Source organism: Lactiplantibacillus pingfangensis (genome assembly GCF_005404945.1).
GTDB classification, from domain to species: Bacteria; Bacillota; Bacilli; order Lactobacillales; family Lactobacillaceae; genus Lactiplantibacillus; species Lactiplantibacillus pingfangensis.
In genome coordinates, this window is sequence record NZ_BJDG01000005.1 from 89,086 (window position 1) to 104,807 (window position 15,722).

The window sequence follows — 15,722 nt, forward strand, 5'->3', positions numbered from 1 at the left end:
ATTTTTGGGTTATTCCGAATTCTGAGTCGGTGGCAGACTGCGGCACAGCTTAATCATTGATTCCAATTAAATGCCGTGAAAGCGATTGGTAGTTTTTTCACCGTCGGGCTTCGAAACGTCAGTTAACAAATATAACCCGATCACTAGCGGCACGACCACAACTATTTTACAAACCATTATCGGCAAACGTCCGAGTTAGCAGCCTTTGAACAGTCTCAGGTTTTGTTCGCTTTCATCAACTTTACAAAAGTAAACAAAATCAGAGGCATAATGAAACCATTTTTTTACATTGGCGCCCTATGATGTGTCAAAAAGGAGGAATGAATGATGAGTAAAAGATCTAAGACCCAACTATTCTTAGCAGCAGTTCTAATTGGGGGTGGCCTGCTAATCCTGGCACTATTTGCGGATTTGCCTATCAGCAATGCGGTCATTAATTACAACAGTCTCTTCGGTACACTTTTTCAAACTTTTGGTGAATTTGCCGTCTATCTTATTTTTGTCTTATGTGGTCAAATTGCCATGGCTTACGCTAGTCGCCACTTGGATGAGCCCTTATTCGCGGGAGGCTTATTTTTAGGTGGCCTTGGCCTATCCGCTTGGCAACTCAAACAATATTTGAACGAAATTGCCAGTTACGCTTTAACCGCTTTGCATAACAGCCACGTGGGCAAGCCAATCGGTCTAGCTAACAGCGATGCGGCCACCGCGGCGTTACCGGTCGGACAAGCACTAGCATTGTGGCTTGTCATCTACTTATTGATCACCGCTTTATGTCAATATTGGCTGCACCAACAAGATAATCAGCAGTTAACTAAATACTTGATTGTGGCAATCTTTGCGTCACTGACTGTCTGGTTTGCGCTCGAAGTTAACCTCGCCTTAAAAGATTTCTGGGGGCGCGTTCGTCCTTATGAACTCAACCACAGCCAGAACAATTTTACAGTTTGGACTCATCCTAACGGCGTCAATGGTCACAAATCATTTCCATCAGGCCATGCAATGGCGGGAACACTCAGCATCTTGTTTTCTTGGTTTGCTGTAAAACCAAAGACTAAAAAGATTCTTTGGATTGCTGGTGTGGTTTATGCCATCACCTTGGCTATTAGCCGGATCATCATTGGCGCTCATTTTCTATCCGATGTCACCTTCTCATTTCTATTGACCGCTGCCATTATCTTCGTCATGTCCGAATGCTACCATCATTTGGTCAGTGACGAGCAACAACTATAACGCAGCTCAACGATGAGCTAACGGTCCGTTACTTTTCAATCAGCCGGATATTGGCACAAAAAAAACAGCACCGCTGCAATCATCTTAAATGACTGCAACGATGCTGTTAATTTTTCAGAAAGGGGTGAATTACTTAAGCGTAACCACGCCACCAACTTCTTCAAGTTTAGCCTTGATGTCGTTAGCTTCGTCTTCTGAAACGCCTTCTTTAACGATTGAAGGAACGTTATCAACAAGACCCTTGGCATCTTTCAAGCCAAGACCAGTGATATCGCGAACGGCCTTAATAGCCTTAACCTTTTGGTCGCCAGATTCAGTTAATTCAACATCGTATGAATCCTTAGCTGCAGCAGCGTCGCCACCAGCAGCGCCAGCAACAGCAACTGGTGCTGAAGCTGAGACATCGAATTCTTCTTCGATAGCCTTAACTAAATCGTTTAAATCTGAAATTGATGCTTCTTTTAATGAAGCAATAATACTATCTTTATCAAAAGCCATTTTATGTTCCTCCATTTTTAGGTGAAAATTATTTTTTTGGTTGACACCAACAGCCTAAGCTGCGTCTTCGTCGCCCTTTTCAGCAACCGCCTTAACAGCGTATGCCACGTTACGAACAGGTGCTTGTAACAAGTTAGCGATAGTAGCCAATAATTCTTCACGTGATGGCATTGTAGCGTATTCTTGAATTTCGTCAAGCGTAGCGACTTTACCTTCAACCATCCCACCCTTTAATTGTAGGGCATCGGCAGTCTTTGCGAAGTTAGCTAAAATCTTTGCTGGAGCAATTGGATCTTCTTCAGAGAAGGCCACAGCAGTTGGGCCAGAAAAAACATCATTCATGTCAGCGTAACCAGCTTTTTCAGCGGCACGGACCATAACTTTGTTTTTAATGACTTCCATCTTAACACCAGCCTCACGTAATTGCTTACGTAAGTCAGTGACTTGTTCAACTGTCAAACCACGATAATCAACCACAATGGCAGATACGGATTTGTTCAATTGTTCTGTGACTTCTTCAACTTTTTGTGCTTTTACAGCAACAGTTTCTTTACTCAAATGATTCACCTCCCGGAATTTTTGTTCAGGGATTTATAAAAAAATCCCTATGTCCACCAAGACATAGAGAAAAAACAATGTCCTCGGCAGGTAGATTAAGGCCATATTGGCCGCCTGAGTCTTAGGTAGAGATATTACTTAACCTCTAGTAATCTATCACAGATCACCCACGGGGTCAATTGTTTTCAGAAACTAGTCCCTAAAATGATGCTAAGTCAACCCGTACAGCTGGTGTAAAGGTTGAAGTAACGACCAAGTTTTGGACGAAAGTCCCACGTACTGAGGCTGGACGAGCTTTAGTGATGGTTTCTTCAATGGTCTTGAAGTTACCAACCAACTTGTCAGTATCAAATGATACCTTGCCAACAGGAACGTGCACATTACCATCACGGTCGGTCCGGTAAGTCACCTTACCAGCTTTTGAATCGTTAACCGCTTTAGCAACATCCATTGTAACCGTCCCAGTCTTAGGGTTAGGCATTAATCCTTTAGGACCAAGTACCCGACCTAAACGACCAACTTGGGCCATCATGTCTGGGGTTGCGATTGCAACGTCAAAGTCTAACCAGCCATCTTGAATCCGGCTAACTAAGTCGGCTTCACCAACTACGTCAGCACCGGCTTCTTCAGCTTCTTTGGCTTTGTCGCCTTTAGCAAATACGATAACGGTTTGTTCTTTACCGGTACCATTTGGTAAGACAACTGCACCACGAAGTTGTTGGTCAGCTTGCTTTGTATCAACGTTTAATTTGAAAGCAACTTCAACAGTTGCATCAAATTTTGCGAAATCCATCTTTTTGACCAAGTCTACCGCTTCAGTTACATCGTAAGCTTTGTCACGATCAACTAGCTTAGCGGCTTCTTGGTATTGTTTACTTTTCTTTGCCATCTAAGTGTTTTCCTCCTTGCAAATGTGGTTCAAACGGAGATTTCCTCCCACTTGACACATCCATTTTGATGAAGTGTCCGACATACTCTCAGTACTGAATTAGCCTTCGACAGTGAATCCCATACTCCGAGCAGTACCTTCGATCATGCGCATAGCTGCTTCAACGTCAGCTGCGTTTAGATCTTGCATTTTAGTTTCAGCGATTTCTTTAACTTGAGCTGAAGTTACCGTAGCAACTTTGTTCGTGTTAGGTTCGCCAGAACCATGTTCAACACCGGCAGCTTTCTTTAAAAGAACGGCAGCAGGTGGGGTCTTGGTAATGAAGTCGAATGAACGATCCTCATAAACCGTAATCACAACGGGAATGATCATACCTGCTTGATCAGCGGTACGTGCATTGAAATCCTTTGTGAAGCCCATGATATTGATACCTGCTTGACCTAATGCTGGGCCAACTGGCGGAGCTGGTGTTGCCTTGCCCGCAGGAATTTGTAATTTAACAACGTTAGCTACTTTTTTAGCCACGAGACATTCCTCCTTAGTCCGTGATGTGGTAAATGGAGCTGAGTTTTTGCTCCTCCCACGTGAACGTGCATACGTGACGCACAAACGATATTCTACCACATCTATTTTTTATCAGCAACCGTTTTTGTCGGTTCTGGGTATAAAAATTGAACGATTTGTCGATCTACTTCATAGTTTTCATGTAACCTTGAGTGCCGTGCATTCTTGCCATGGACCACAAATTCATGATACCGATCCACAACTGGCCGCAATAAAAATCTTAACGACAGCGCACTATTTAACGCCACCACACCATCACTCTGAACGTCATCGCCGACATCCCCAGCAATATTCAAATAAGAAATCGTATTTGGCAATCGCTGTAGTGTCCGCAAAAAATAGTTATAGACTGGCGTCGTCTTAGTTGGTCCCATGGTTGTCAAAGGATGATTTTCAATGGGATACGTGTTCTGCGCGACTTCACTATCATTAAACGGTGCGCCAATCGTCACAACTTTGCGAACTTCTGGCAAATTAACGAATTGTGCGGCCGTCGTCAAATATTGAAATAACACAACGCCACCCATTGAGTGCGCCACTAAATTGATGGTTTGCACGTGTTCATGGGCCAGTAAATACTTCACGACCGCTAAAACGCCCGCCGCTTGTTGCCGCACGGACACCCGGGGCGTTGCAAAAATCAACTGTACCATCGGTCGATAAGCATCTAGTTGCCCAGTCACGTGTGGTTGATTATGCCGATCAATCAGTACGACCAATGATTTATTCGCGACTTCGCAGCGCACGAAGCGTTGCAGCATCCCGCCAAAGGAAAAGCGATTGCCGGCATATCCGGGAATAAACAACGTTACCGCACTATCATCCGCGGTTTGTGGCTGCGGTGACTGCGCCAAATGCTTAGGTTGACCATACTGGCTAAATTTGTAGGCAATCCGCCCCAAAATGCCAATAATGATGACCCCAATGATGATCAACACTAGTTGTGCCACAGTTGCCCACCAGCTTACTTATAATTATTGAATTTGATCAACTTGGTCGAAATCTAATTCCGTACTTGTTTCACGACCGAACATGTTAATGTTAACTTTCAACTTCAGTTTTTCATTATCAATTTCTGTAATTTCACCTGAAAGACCTGAAAAGGCCCCATCAATAATCGTGACATGTTCGCCAACTTCGACATTCAATTCAGTATGGCGTGCGCTCATGCCTAATTGATGTAAAATATTTTCGGCTTCTTCTGGTAACAGTGGCGTTGGCTTACTACCTTGACCATGTGAGCCCAAGAAACCAGTAACACCAGGCGTGTTCCGGACAATATACCAAGCTTGATCGGTCATCACCATTTCAACTAATACGTAGCCAGGGAAAACTTTTTTCATTTCAACTTTGTCTTTCCCATTTTTAACTTCATGGGCTTCTTCTTCCGGCACAACCACCCGAAAAATATTATCTTCCATACCCATTGATTGGGCCCGAGATTCCAAGTTTGAACTAACTTTGTTTTCATAACCAGCATAAGTGTGCAACACGTACCACTTTTTTTCAACAGATTCGACCATGATTAAACTCCTTTAAGAATGTCTTTTAGGTAAAATAAAAAAACCTCGTCGCAACGAAGTTTTTTCTCCAATAACCATATTATAACAAATTTTTAGCTAAAACGCCATTAGTGCCAAGCCATCAATAGTTTTAATAACAATTGGATGACCCAATCAAACAGGGCGAAAAAGGCCACGAAGAACAATGAGGTCGAAATTACGGTCCAAGAATCGCGCCGATTTTCAGCCCAAGTTGGCCAAGTAACCTTTTTCATTTCGTGTCCGACTGAACCAAAGAACTTAAATAATCGCATAATTAATCCCCCTACCGCGTTTCACGATGAAGTGTATGTTTACCACAAAATTTACAAAATTTGTTTACTTCTAAGCGGTGAGTTCGATTAGGATTGGCGTCAATCGTGTAGTTACGGGAACCACAAACGGTACAAGCCAACGCAATTTTTTTCTGTGCCATCGAGTCTACCTCCATAATTATCAGGTCTAACATTATCATGGACCGTTTCGAATGTCAATTTAAGCCATTGCGCTGTAAGTATCAAGTTTTTCTCGGTTTTCTCTAAATTCATTATCGAGTGACTCGATTCCCGCCTGTCGGGGGCTTCGTTTGGGGCTGGAACGCCATGAACCATTTTTGAGCCAAAAAGCGGTCTCAAAAGCTGGTTTTTGACTAACCGCGGCACCCCACTGTGCTAAGTCAAATGCCACGGCTGAGCCCCAAACGAAGCTCCCTCACGGCTAGAGACATGCATTATTTTGGATCGCAGCAGCCACCAATAAAACTAACCAGATGCCAACCGAACTAATCAGCGTTTAAACGTAATCGTCTCCAATAGACCAGGCACCTTTCACACTAACTCCAGATCAAGCTAACAACAGTGCTCGCAGTTTACGTCGACAACGATCTATGGCGTTCAACACCGGGGCCAATTCAAGTTGTAGCTTCAACGCAATACCTTGTGGCGTCAAGCCGTTTAACAAAGCCTTAAACACTTGATTTTCAAAATTAGAACACTCAATCACAAACTGTTTAATGATTTCGTGAACGAATAAAATGTCAATTGCCAATTGTTCTGGGCCAACTAACTCTTCTAAAATCATTGCTGCTTCATAATCTAACGAGAGTACATCTTGATCGGGCTGCCTTTTCTTGGCCTGGGTCCGTCGAATCAAATCAATGACCCGATTATTCAATAACAGCCGGTAAAACGCGCCAAAACTACTTGCTTGCCGGTGATCATACTGTTGCGCTGCATGGTGCATCACAATCAGGGCTTCTTGCGCCCAGTCATCAGTATCATAATTTCGGATAAAGTATTGGCGCTGTAGTTTATGAGCCACGGGAACATAACGCTTGGAAAGTTGTAACAAGGCATCTGTATCACCTGAACCGGCTAATCTAATCAAATGCTGTTCATCCAAAGTATTTTCTCCACTAAACTGTATTCAGACCACCCCGTTGAATCTGTAAAGCCTAATATACAGACGGTTTAGCAGGTATACAAGCGAACAAGCATTCTTATTTCACACTAGAAACTAATCCATCAATTAACTAGTTTTGGGAATTCAACTAATTGATCAAAAAAAATACTTTTATTGATATCGCCAGATTAATGATGGCGTTTAGTATGTTCTCGCTCTAACTGTTGCCGATACTGATCAAGTGCCGACAATTGATGGTCATTCCAGGGCGATTTACGCACCGAGCCGCGGTCTTGACTCTGCAAAGCAGTATGCCGCACTTCTTTAAGATCAGCATGCACACGCTTGCGTAACTCAAGTGCGGGAATTCGTAAGGCTCCCTCCGAAAAGATCACCCATTGTTCAGCCTGGTCACTAGTCGCAACCGTTACTTGCAACACCCGCGACTGTTTATCTGCCGCTAACTTTTCAATATAACTATCCGCCGTCTGGTCCTTGCTCGTCCAAACGATTTCCAAATCAGCCTGCCGATAACTTTTAGAATTACCGGGCACATACATCGCATCAAAAACAACCGTAATATTGAGACCACTAATTTTTTTATACTCGGTCAAAACATTTAAAAGTTCATCCCGGGCTTCCGGTAGTCGATCGGTTTGTTTTAACTGAGCGAGTTCTGGCCAATTACCAATCATATTATATGCATCCACAATTAATAATTGTTGTTTCATAATTAATTTCCAAGTGGATGGCGCGACGTATAGCCCTGATAAATCAATAAGCTGGCTGCGACGCTGGCATTCAAACTCTGCACATGACCAACCATCGGAATCGTCAACATCTCATCGACGCTCTTTTTCAGCAACGGCGAAATGCCTTTGCCTTCGTTTCCGATAATTAAGCCGACCGCGCCACTCGCATCCCAACGCCGATAATCCGTGCCGGCCATATCCGTGCCAAAGATCCACAAGCCTTGTTCCTGTAACTGTTTCACAGCCTGAACAAGATTAGTTACTCGGGCCACCTTGACGTGTTCGATCGCGCCAGTAGACGTCTTTGCGACCGTGCTAGTCAACCCAACTGCCCGCCGCTTCGGGATAATGATCCCATGAGCGCCCGCCGCATCCGCTGTTCGCATGATTGACCCCAAGTTATGGGGATCTTCAATATTATCCAAAATCAAGAAAAATGGGGGTTCATTCTTAGCCTTCGCCACTGCAAATAAGTCGGCAATGGTACTGTATTCAAATGCAGCCACACCAACCGCAACACCTTGATGGTTACCATTATTCGTCAAGCGGTCTAATTTTTGCTTAGGGACATATTGGACAATCAAATTGCGCTTTTTAGCAATCTTGGCAATATCATTGAGCACATCCGCTTGTAGCCCACTTTGAATAAACACCTTATTAATTTGTTGCTCACTTTTAATTGCGGCCATCGCTGGATGACGCCCAATCACAAAATCAGCTGGTTCCGGAGTCGTTTGTTGTTCATCAGTTGACATTTGAAACCCTCCCTTCATCTACTTGTTCAATACACCAATTTGCCAGTTCAGCAATCCGTTCTGGCTGTTGTGTGAGTTGTAAATACCCAAAAATCGCTTCGAAGCCCGTGGAAATTCGGTAGGTCACAACATCCGTATGCTTAGCCGATGTATGACTTTTCGCATTACGACCATGCTTGAAAACGTCAACTTCGGTATCGGTCAACACATCTTCGGCCTGCATGCGTGCAATTAAAGCCGCCTGGGCCTTAGCGGAAACGTAGTGCGTGGCGTGGTGATGTAACTTGGTTGGTTTCGTATACCCAAGTTCAATCATGTGTTGCCGGATAAATGGTTCATACACCGCATCGCCTAAGTAGGCGAGTGCAATGCCATTCAATTGTTGATAATCGACTGTCATATTAATCCTTTCTGAAACGAACCCCTTGAGGTGTGTCTTCTAAAACAATCCCCTGGGCCTTTAAGTCATCGCGAATTTGATCCGCCTTCGCGAAATCTTTATTTTTTCGAGCGGCTTCCCGTTCATCAATCATCGCTTGGATGTCATCGTCCGCTAATTCCGGTGTATTGGCCGCTAACTTGACACCAAACACACTCACCAAAGTCGCCAGCGTCTGTTGTAGCGCTTGGATGGTCGTCGTCTGAACAGTCGTTTGACTCGCATAGACATTCGCCAGCTTGGCAAGTTCATACACTGCTGCAATCCCATTCTGAACGTTAAAATCATCATCCATGGCCGTGACAAAACGGTCAATCAGGGCTTGGCGTTGTCCTTGCACAGCTGTATCGTCCCCGGCTTGGGCATCCTTCAAGCGATAAGCCAAGTTACGATAAGCATTTTGTAGCTTGCTCAGATTGTTCGCCGCTTCATCCAAATTTTTTTGACTGTACTGAATTGGCCGCCGATATTGCGTCGTCGCCATGAAAAAACGTAAAATTTGGGGATCGATTTGTTTAATAATATCATGAACCGTCACAAAGTTACCTAAAGACTTACTCATTTTTTCATTTTCGTCACCGACCGTGACAAAGCCGTTATGCAGCCAATAGTTGGCAAACTTCTGCCCCGTCTTCGCTTCACTCTGGGCAATTTCATTTTCATGATGTGGAAACTCTAAGTCTTGACCGCCACCATGAATGTCAAAATTGTCTCCTAAATACTTTGTCGACATCACCGAGCATTCAATGTGCCAGCCTGGACGACCAGCCCCCCAAGGAGACGGCCAAGCGATTTCATTTGGTTTGGCCGACTTCCACAAGGCAAAATCAATTGGATCTTCCTTACGGTCCGTTTCTTCATCCGCCGTATGTTGGCTCGCACCAACCTCCAAATCATCAATACGTTGATCGGATAGTTGCCCATACGCTTTAAACTTGCGGGTTCGGTAATACACATCCCCATCGGACTCGTAAGCATAACCTTTTTCAATCAATATTTTAATAAAGTCGATAATTTCTGGAATATTCTCAGAAGCACGCGGGTGGGCAGTTGCCGGTTCGATATTGACTGCTTCAGTATCGGCCATAAAAGCCTTAATAAACCGATCAGCAATTGCTGGTACCGTCGTTTGATCTTCCTTGGCTCGTTTGATCATTTTATCGTCCACGTCGGTAAAGTTCGACACATAGTCAACTTTAAAGCCGCGATATTCAAAATAGCGCCGAATCGTATCAAACGCAATCGCAGACCGGGCATTGCCAATATGAATATAGTTATAGACAGTTGGGCCACACACGTACATCTTCACTTCACCCGGCGTAATTGGCTTAAAGGGTTCTTTGGTTCGCGTTAAGGTATTAAAAACTTGTAGCATCGTTTTCGCTCCTCTCAAAGTACAATCGTTAATTTTCTCATTCATGTCAAGGTAGTATGAATATTTTCACACGACCCTATCAAAAAAGCGACTCTTATATCAGAGGATTACTCCTCAAATACAAAAGACGCTTTCGCGTGCTTCCACTCTTGCTTCACCGTTGACCGGTCTCATTGTAGGGATAACGGCCACCCGATAACCATCGTGATAATTGCACTTCAACTTGGGTCGCCGCGGCGTTCCAGTCCCCGTCGCTTCCTGAAGACATCTCCAAGTTTACTCTTATTATCGTTTATTTAGCTAATTCCGCAATCATGGCATCTAAGTGTTTCATGGTTGTTTCACGGCCTAATAATTCAATTGTTTCTGGCAATTCAGGACCATGCATTTCGTGAGAAACCGCAATCCGAATTGGCATATACAATTGACGACCTTTGATCTTAGTATCTTTTTGAATTGACTTGATCGTCTTTTGAATTTCCGTTGCTTCGAAGACATCAACCGATTCAATCCGTTGACGGAATTCTTTCAAGACCGTTGGTGCGGTCTCAACAGCTAATTCAGCCTTAGCTTCATCATTGATCTCCGCTGGGCCGTTAAAGAACAAGTCCGCCAATTCCACGATTTGACCCGTGTAACTCATTTGGTTCTTGTAGAGTGAGACTAACGTCCGCGTCCATTCAATTTGAGCTTGGGTTGGCCGTTTAGGTAAGCGTCCGGCCTTGATCAATTGACGAATTGACATCGCAAAGACTTCATTTTCATCGGACTTCTTGATGTATTGGTTATTAACCCATTCAAGTTTCTTCCCATCAAATGAAGCTGGCGATTTGCTCAAACGTTTTTCATCGTACATCTTGATGAATTCACGCTTAGTAAACAATTCATTCTCACCAACTGGCGACCAGCCGAGTAAGATGATGAAATTCAACATGGCTTCTGGTAAGTAGCCCAATTCCCGATATTGTTCGATAAATTGGAGCACCGTTTCATCACGTTTACTTAACTTCTTACCCGTTTCGGTATTGATGATCAAGCTCATGTGACCAAACTTTGGTGGATTCCAACCAAAGGCTTCATAAATCATTAATTGTTTTGGCGTATTGGCAACATGATCGTCCCCACGGAAAACATGGCTGATTTGCATCATGTGGTCATCAACGACAACGGCAAAGTTATAGGTTGGCATCCCATCGCGCTTCTTGATGACAAAATCGCCACCAACAGTCTTCGATTCAAATGACACATTACCCTTGACCATGTCGTCCCAAGCATAAGTTTGACCTTCTGGGACGTGGAAACGAATGACAGGTGTGATCCCAGCCGCTTTAGCAGCCGCAATCTTCGCTTGTTTTTCGTCTTCGCTCATGCCAGCAAATTCGTAGACGTAATGTGGCATTTCTTTGCGAGCCTTTTGCGCATCGCGTTGAGCCGTCAATTCGTCTTCCGTCATGTATGATTCATAGGCTTTGCCTTCATCAACTAATTGTTGAATCAATGGATCATAAATTGCTTTCCGTTCTGATTGCCGATAAGGACCAAAGTCGCCACCCTTATCAGGACCTTCATCCCAGTCAATTCCTAACCAGGCTAAGTTATCCATCTGGCTCTTTTCACCGTCAGCGACGTTCCGCTTTAAATCGGTGTCTTCAATCCGTAAGATAAACTTTCCCTTATTATGCCGGGCAAACAAATAATTAAATAACGCTGTCCGAGCATTACCAATGTGTAAATGGCCAGTTGGACTTGGTGCGTAACGCACACGAATCTTGCTCTTTGCCAATGTGATTAACGCCTCTTTCATTTTTTATCAAAACTTATTCGACAGACTCATCGTGCCGAAACGTGGTTGGTCAAGCGACCGCTGCTAGTAATGACATCAGCACGCCACTTGTCCGCACACACTTGCTAGTCCAGTTTACAATTTTTAGCACTAAAAATAAAGGACTCAGCGACATTCCGGCTATTTATTCCGATGATTATTATTATTGTTATTGTGATGCGTGTTATTCTGGTTCTCATGCTCCGGCTTGTCCGAAATACCACGATTAGCGTGTGCCAAGCGTGCAAAAATCATGCGGCCAGCATCCGTCTGTAAAGCACTCGTCACGACAACATCCACTTTTTCATTAATATAGAACTTACCATCTTCGACAACGACCATCGTCCCGTCATCCAAATAGCCGACCCCTTGTTGGCGCTCGCTCCCATTTTTAACGACCATAATGTTCATCTCTTCACCAGGAATAACCCGTGGCTTGAGCGATTTAGCGAGTTGGTTAATATTCAGCACTTGGACGTTTTGGAATTCGATCACTTTATTCAAGTTATAGTCGTTGGTCACAATGACCCCGTTGACTTTTTTCGCCAACTGAATCAATTTGGTATCAACTTCTGGAATGTCTTCAAAATCACCTTTATACATTTCGACCGGGATAATATTCTCACTCTGTAACTTGTTTAAAATATCCAACCCACGCCGACCACGAACTCGTTTGATACTATCCGCCGAATCCGCGATGTACTGTAGTTCGTACAAGACGAAGTTTGGCACTAATAAGGTCCCTTCAAGAAAACCAGTTTTGACCAAATCATAAATACGACCATCAATCAAAATGTTAGTATCCAAAATTTTATAGTGATGATAATTTTGATCCGGTTGCGCATCCGTAATTTCCGGCGAAGTTTCTTTTTCACGCCGACGGAAGTTAAAGACCTTACGCCATTCATCAATTCGAGTGGTCCCAACACGGGCACCAATATAACCAAAGAACAGCATCAAGATAATCGGGACGACCGTGTTCAATAAGAATAATGGACTGCGATTGAATAATTGCGAAATCAGAACCGCGATCAGTAACCCAATAATGAACCCGACACTTCCGAATAATAAAGTCATCGGATTTTGTTTTGACAGATTTTTTTCAACACGATCAACTAATCGCATCGCCGCATTCGCTAAAAATAGTGACAGCACCCATAAAACAAGTGCCCCCAACAAAAAGTTGGTCAAAATATTATTTAACAACGGATTCGGTTGCGTCCAAATCGTGTTCCATAAAAATGGCAGGTAAGTTAATCCCAACGTCCCACCAACGACAATGAACACGAGTCGCACCGTTAATTTCTTCATGGCGTCAGCCCCTTTTTAAGTTTATTTTGGTTGTTGTAAAGCTAATTTAAGGGCCTCTTTCAAGGTGGCCACTCCAACCACATCAATCCCTTTAGGAATATCCCAGCCTTGCAGATTATTCTTTGGGACAAAGATCCGTTTGAATCCTAACTTGGCAGCCTCACCAACACGCTGTTCAATCCGGTTAACCCGGCGAATTTCACCGGTCAGGCCAACTTCACCGACAAAGCAATCGCTTGGCCGCGTTTGTTGATCGCGGTAACTTGACGCGACACTGACTGCAATCGCCAAGTCAATTGCCGGTTCATCCAGCTTCACGCCGCCAGCTGCCTTCAAATAAGCATCTTGATTTTGTAGCATTAAACTCGCACGCTTTTCAAGCACGGCCATCAACAAGGATACCCGATTGTGGTCGAGGCCACTAGCGGTTCGTTTGGCATTGCCGAAGACGGTTGGTGTCACTAATGCTTGGACTTCAACCAAGATTGGCCGCGTACCTTCCATCGAGACCACAATCGCCGAACCGGTCGCATCCTTCAAGCGTTCTTCTAAAAAGATTTCAGAAGGATTCGCGACTTCGTACAACCCACCCGTCCGCATTTCAAAAATACCGAGTTCATTAGTTGAGCCAAACCGATTTTTGACCGCGCGTAAAATCCGGTACGTATGGTGTAAATCGCCTTCAAAATAAAGCACCGTATCCACCATATGTTCCAGAATCTTCGGCCCGGCAATGGCACCGCCCTTGGTCACATGACCCACGATAAAAATTGTAATGCCATTAGTCTTCGAAATCTGCAACAACTCCGCGGTGATTTCACGAATTTGAGAAACAGAGCCAATCGCCGAATCGACATCGGGTTCTTGCATGGTTTGAACTGAATCAATCACCACGTACTGCGGTTTGGTTGCTTCAATGGTTGCCCGAATATTACTCATATCCGTTTCTGGATATAAATAAAATTCTTCACTTTCAACTTTTAGCCGTTCAGCACGCATTTTGACTTGTGCCGCACTTTCTTCACCAGTGACGTACAAGACAGAGCCACCAGTTTCAGCCAACTGACCGGAAACTTGTAGCAGTAAGGTTGACTTCCCAATCCCAGGATCCCCACCGATCAACACCAGCGACCCCGGTACCACACCACCGCCAAGCACCCGATTGAATTCCTGTAACTTCGTCTTGACCCGTGGCGTTTTCGTCAAAGAAACTTCCTTGAGTCGTTGTGGCTTAGCCTGTTTACCGGCAAAGCTAACGCGTGATTTACGGTTCGGCGTTTTGTCGAAGTGTTCTTCAACCAAGGTATTCCATTCGCCACAATTAGGACAACGCCCTAAGTAACGTGGTGTTGAATACCCACAATTAGAACAAACAAATTGTGTTTTAACTTTTGCCACTAATCATTTCCTCCAATCTACGCTCTTAGCCTAATGATTAAATATAGTCACCTTTTATTCTACCATTAATGGCCTTGAAAGCAGTGAAATTACCTTGGTTTAAGGTATTTTTAGTTATTTTCCACTCGAACCAAAACCGCCAGAACGGGTCGCCTTAATTTCAGTTTCATCGGTGGCCGTTAAATACTGCGTAAAAATACCTTGCCCAATCCGCTCGCCCTTTTTGATCTGGACATCACGAATCCCCATATTAACTAACTGAATAAAAATTTCGCCTTCATTATTTTCATTATCATAATAGTCGGCATCAATGACACCAATCCCATTTGGCAAAATCAACCCGCGCTTCAGCGGGTTACTAGACCGGTTGGCGATCATTAAATATTCATCATCATTCATATAAGCCTTGATTCCAGTTGGTACCAAAAATGGTTTAAGCGTTTTGGCGGCTGCATCCAAGTCAGTAGCCGAGCTCGTCTCGCCATGGCGAAGTTGCCAGAGCACCTTAATAAAGTTCAACTTCCAAATTGACGGTAAAGTAAAATCCACTGCGGCTTCAAAATCATAGCCAGCAGCCTTTTTGGTCGTCCGATAAGGAATGGTTAATCCCGCTTTTTCATATTTGCTCACAATCTTAAATCCACGTGCCATTTTCATTTCCCACTTTCTTTAGCTGTTTAGTTTTTTTTACGACATCTAAGCTGAAATATGCCAAGCACGATTGTGCCACCATGTCGCTGTTTAGAGATAGGTAGTATTGTCACCTTTTATAATGAAATCAAGAATAGCTGATGACATCGAGCGATGAGCTGACCACTATCATCTCAAATTTTTATCATTTATTACAAGAATTGCTTGTCGTTATTATTTCGTCTATAAGTCGCACTGTAACAATCTAAATGCATGCTTTTTTTACTTGCGTCACAATCAAGACCATTGCTTGTCAGAGCTAGTCACCTCAAATAGACAGCACATTTAGCCGTGAGGTCGAGGAAATTTAGGGCTCAGTGGTGAAATTTTACTTAGCTGGCGGTGATTTACCGGCAGTTTAGTAAAAGGCTGGCTTTCGAGACCGCTTTTTGGCTCGAAAACGGCCCACCACGTTCCAGCCCTAAATTTCCTCGACCGGCAGGCGGCAACCACGCACTAGCTCCAGACCACTTTTGACCCGAAACCAACTCACCAC

18 protein-coding genes and 1 other annotated feature are annotated in these 15,722 nt (G+C 43.9%); of the genes, 1 reads left to right on the forward strand and 17 read right to left on the reverse strand.

The annotated features are described in order from the left end of the window. Window positions 1-327: 327 nt before the first annotated feature. Entirely contained in the window at window positions 328-1,233 is a 906-nt protein-coding gene (locus FFM74_RS03505) for a phosphatase PAP2 family protein (RefSeq protein WP_137625251.1), read from the forward strand. Between the two features lie 129 nt (window positions 1,234-1,362). On the opposite strand, the gene rplL is transcribed toward FFM74_RS03505, so the two are convergent. From rplL to FFM74_RS03590, 17 genes are all read right to left on the reverse strand, one after another. Further along, the gene (gene rplL / locus FFM74_RS03510) at window positions 1,363-1,731 is read right to left on the reverse strand and encodes a 50S ribosomal protein L7/L12 (RefSeq protein ID WP_137615853.1); all 369 of its coding nucleotides are present in this window, start codon (window positions 1,729-1,731) and stop codon (window positions 1,363-1,365) included. A gap of 54 nt (window positions 1,732-1,785) precedes the next feature. Further along, window positions 1,786-2,289 (reverse strand): 50S ribosomal protein L10, encoded by a 504-nt coding sequence (gene rplJ, locus FFM74_RS03515; RefSeq protein WP_137625252.1) that lies wholly within the window; start codon window positions 2,287-2,289, stop codon window positions 1,786-1,788. A gap of 29 nt (window positions 2,290-2,318) precedes the next feature. Then, window positions 2,319-2,433, reverse strand: a sequence feature (ribosomal protein L10 leader region). Between the two features lie 55 nt (window positions 2,434-2,488). Further along, window positions 2,489-3,178, reverse strand: a complete 690-nt coding sequence (gene rplA, locus FFM74_RS03520; RefSeq protein ID WP_137625253.1) for a 50S ribosomal protein L1 — start codon at window positions 3,176-3,178, stop codon at window positions 2,489-2,491. Between the two features lie 99 nt (window positions 3,179-3,277). Further along, entirely contained in the window at window positions 3,278-3,703 is a 426-nt protein-coding gene (gene rplK / locus FFM74_RS03525) for a 50S ribosomal protein L11 (RefSeq protein ID WP_137606316.1), read from the reverse strand. A 101-nt stretch (window positions 3,704-3,804) separates the two neighbouring features. Beyond that, on the reverse strand, window positions 3,805-4,692 hold the full coding sequence (locus FFM74_RS03530; RefSeq protein ID WP_137625254.1) for an alpha/beta hydrolase: 888 nt from the start codon (window positions 4,690-4,692) through the stop codon (window positions 3,805-3,807). A 24-nt stretch (window positions 4,693-4,716) separates the two neighbouring features. Then, window positions 4,717-5,265, reverse strand: coding sequence for a transcription termination/antitermination protein NusG (gene nusG, locus FFM74_RS03535; protein ID WP_137615858.1), 549 nt, complete (start codon window positions 5,263-5,265; stop codon window positions 4,717-4,719). A 107-nt stretch (window positions 5,266-5,372) separates the two neighbouring features. Next, window positions 5,373-5,558 (reverse strand): preprotein translocase subunit SecE, encoded by a 186-nt coding sequence (gene secE, locus FFM74_RS03540; protein ID WP_137606319.1) that lies wholly within the window; start codon window positions 5,556-5,558, stop codon window positions 5,373-5,375. Between the two features lie 11 nt (window positions 5,559-5,569). Then, window positions 5,570-5,719 (reverse strand): 50S ribosomal protein L33, encoded by a 150-nt coding sequence (gene rpmG / locus FFM74_RS03545; RefSeq protein WP_137606320.1) that lies wholly within the window; start codon window positions 5,717-5,719, stop codon window positions 5,570-5,572. A gap of 407 nt (window positions 5,720-6,126) precedes the next feature. Then, window positions 6,127-6,684 (reverse strand): sigma-70 family RNA polymerase sigma factor, encoded by a 558-nt coding sequence (locus FFM74_RS03550; protein ID WP_171000646.1) that lies wholly within the window; start codon window positions 6,682-6,684, stop codon window positions 6,127-6,129. A gap of 188 nt (window positions 6,685-6,872) precedes the next feature. Further along, entirely contained in the window at window positions 6,873-7,415 is a 543-nt protein-coding gene (locus FFM74_RS03555; RefSeq protein ID WP_137625256.1) for a YacP-like NYN domain-containing protein, read from the reverse strand. 2 nt (window positions 7,416-7,417) lie between these two features. After that, window positions 7,418-8,191, reverse strand: a complete 774-nt coding sequence (gene rlmB / locus FFM74_RS03560) for a 23S rRNA (guanosine(2251)-2'-O)-methyltransferase RlmB (RefSeq protein WP_137625257.1) — start codon at window positions 8,189-8,191, stop codon at window positions 7,418-7,420. After that, window positions 8,181-8,591 (reverse strand): Mini-ribonuclease 3, encoded by a 411-nt coding sequence (locus FFM74_RS03565; protein WP_137625258.1) that lies wholly within the window; start codon window positions 8,589-8,591, stop codon window positions 8,181-8,183. The genes rlmB and FFM74_RS03565 overlap by 11 nt, the downstream gene beginning before the upstream one ends. 1 nt (window position 8,592) lies before the next feature. Next, a complete protein-coding gene (gene cysS / locus FFM74_RS03570; protein WP_137625259.1) occupies window positions 8,593-10,005 on the reverse strand; it encodes a cysteine--tRNA ligase in 1,413 nt (470 codons plus the stop codon). Between the two features lie 292 nt (window positions 10,006-10,297). Then, entirely contained in the window at window positions 10,298-11,788 is a 1,491-nt protein-coding gene (gene gltX / locus FFM74_RS03575; RefSeq protein WP_137625301.1) for a glutamate--tRNA ligase, read from the reverse strand. Window positions 11,789-11,968: 180 nt separating this feature from the next. Then, the gene (locus tag FFM74_RS03580) at window positions 11,969-13,138 is read right to left on the reverse strand and encodes a PIN/TRAM domain-containing protein (protein ID WP_137625260.1); all 1,170 of its coding nucleotides are present in this window, start codon (window positions 13,136-13,138) and stop codon (window positions 11,969-11,971) included. Window positions 13,139-13,159: 21 nt separating this feature from the next. Next, window positions 13,160-14,536, reverse strand: a complete 1,377-nt coding sequence (gene radA, locus FFM74_RS03585; RefSeq protein WP_137625261.1) for a DNA repair protein RadA — start codon at window positions 14,534-14,536, stop codon at window positions 13,160-13,162. A gap of 114 nt (window positions 14,537-14,650) precedes the next feature. Then, window positions 14,651-15,187, reverse strand: a complete 537-nt coding sequence (locus FFM74_RS03590) for a dCTP deaminase/dUTPase family protein (RefSeq protein ID WP_137625262.1) — start codon at window positions 15,185-15,187, stop codon at window positions 14,651-14,653. Window positions 15,188-15,722 lie beyond the last annotated feature (535 nt).

What these genes read in the sequence shown, in the direction of transcription:
- FFM74_RS03505 (WP_137625251.1), top strand. Translation starts at nt 328, where the DNA reads ATGAGTAAAAGATCTAAGACCCAACTATTCTTAGCAGCAGTTCTAATT.
- rplL (WP_137615853.1), bottom strand. Translation starts at nt 1,731, where the DNA reads ATGGCTTTTGATAAAGATAGTATTATTGCTTCATTAAAAGAAGCATCA.
- rplA (WP_137625253.1), bottom strand. Translation starts at nt 3,178, where the DNA reads ATGGCAAAGAAAAGTAAACAATACCAAGAAGCCGCTAAGCTAGTTGAT.
- nusG (WP_137615858.1), bottom strand. Translation starts at nt 5,265, where the DNA reads ATGGTCGAATCTGTTGAAAAAAAGTGGTACGTGTTGCACACTTATGCT.
- secE (WP_137606319.1), bottom strand. Translation starts at nt 5,558, where the DNA reads ATGCGATTATTTAAGTTCTTTGGTTCAGTCGGACACGAAATGAAAAAG.
- rpmG (WP_137606320.1), bottom strand. Translation starts at nt 5,719, where the DNA reads ATGGCACAGAAAAAAATTGCGTTGGCTTGTACCGTTTGTGGTTCCCGT.
- FFM74_RS03555 (WP_137625256.1), bottom strand. Translation starts at nt 7,415, where the DNA reads ATGAAACAACAATTATTAATTGTGGATGCATATAATATGATTGGTAAT.
- rlmB (WP_137625257.1), bottom strand. Translation starts at nt 8,191, where the DNA reads ATGTCAACTGATGAACAACAAACGACTCCGGAACCAGCTGATTTTGTG.
- FFM74_RS03565 (WP_137625258.1), bottom strand. Translation starts at nt 8,591, where the DNA reads ATGACAGTCGATTATCAACAATTGAATGGCATTGCACTCGCCTACTTA.
- cysS (WP_137625259.1), bottom strand. Translation starts at nt 10,005, where the DNA reads ATGCTACAAGTTTTTAATACCTTAACGCGAACCAAAGAACCCTTTAAG.
- FFM74_RS03580 (WP_137625260.1), bottom strand. Translation starts at nt 13,138, where the DNA reads ATGAAGAAATTAACGGTGCGACTCGTGTTCATTGTCGTTGGTGGGACG.
- FFM74_RS03590 (WP_137625262.1), bottom strand. Translation starts at nt 15,187, where the DNA reads ATGGCACGTGGATTTAAGATTGTGAGCAAATATGAAAAAGCGGGATTA.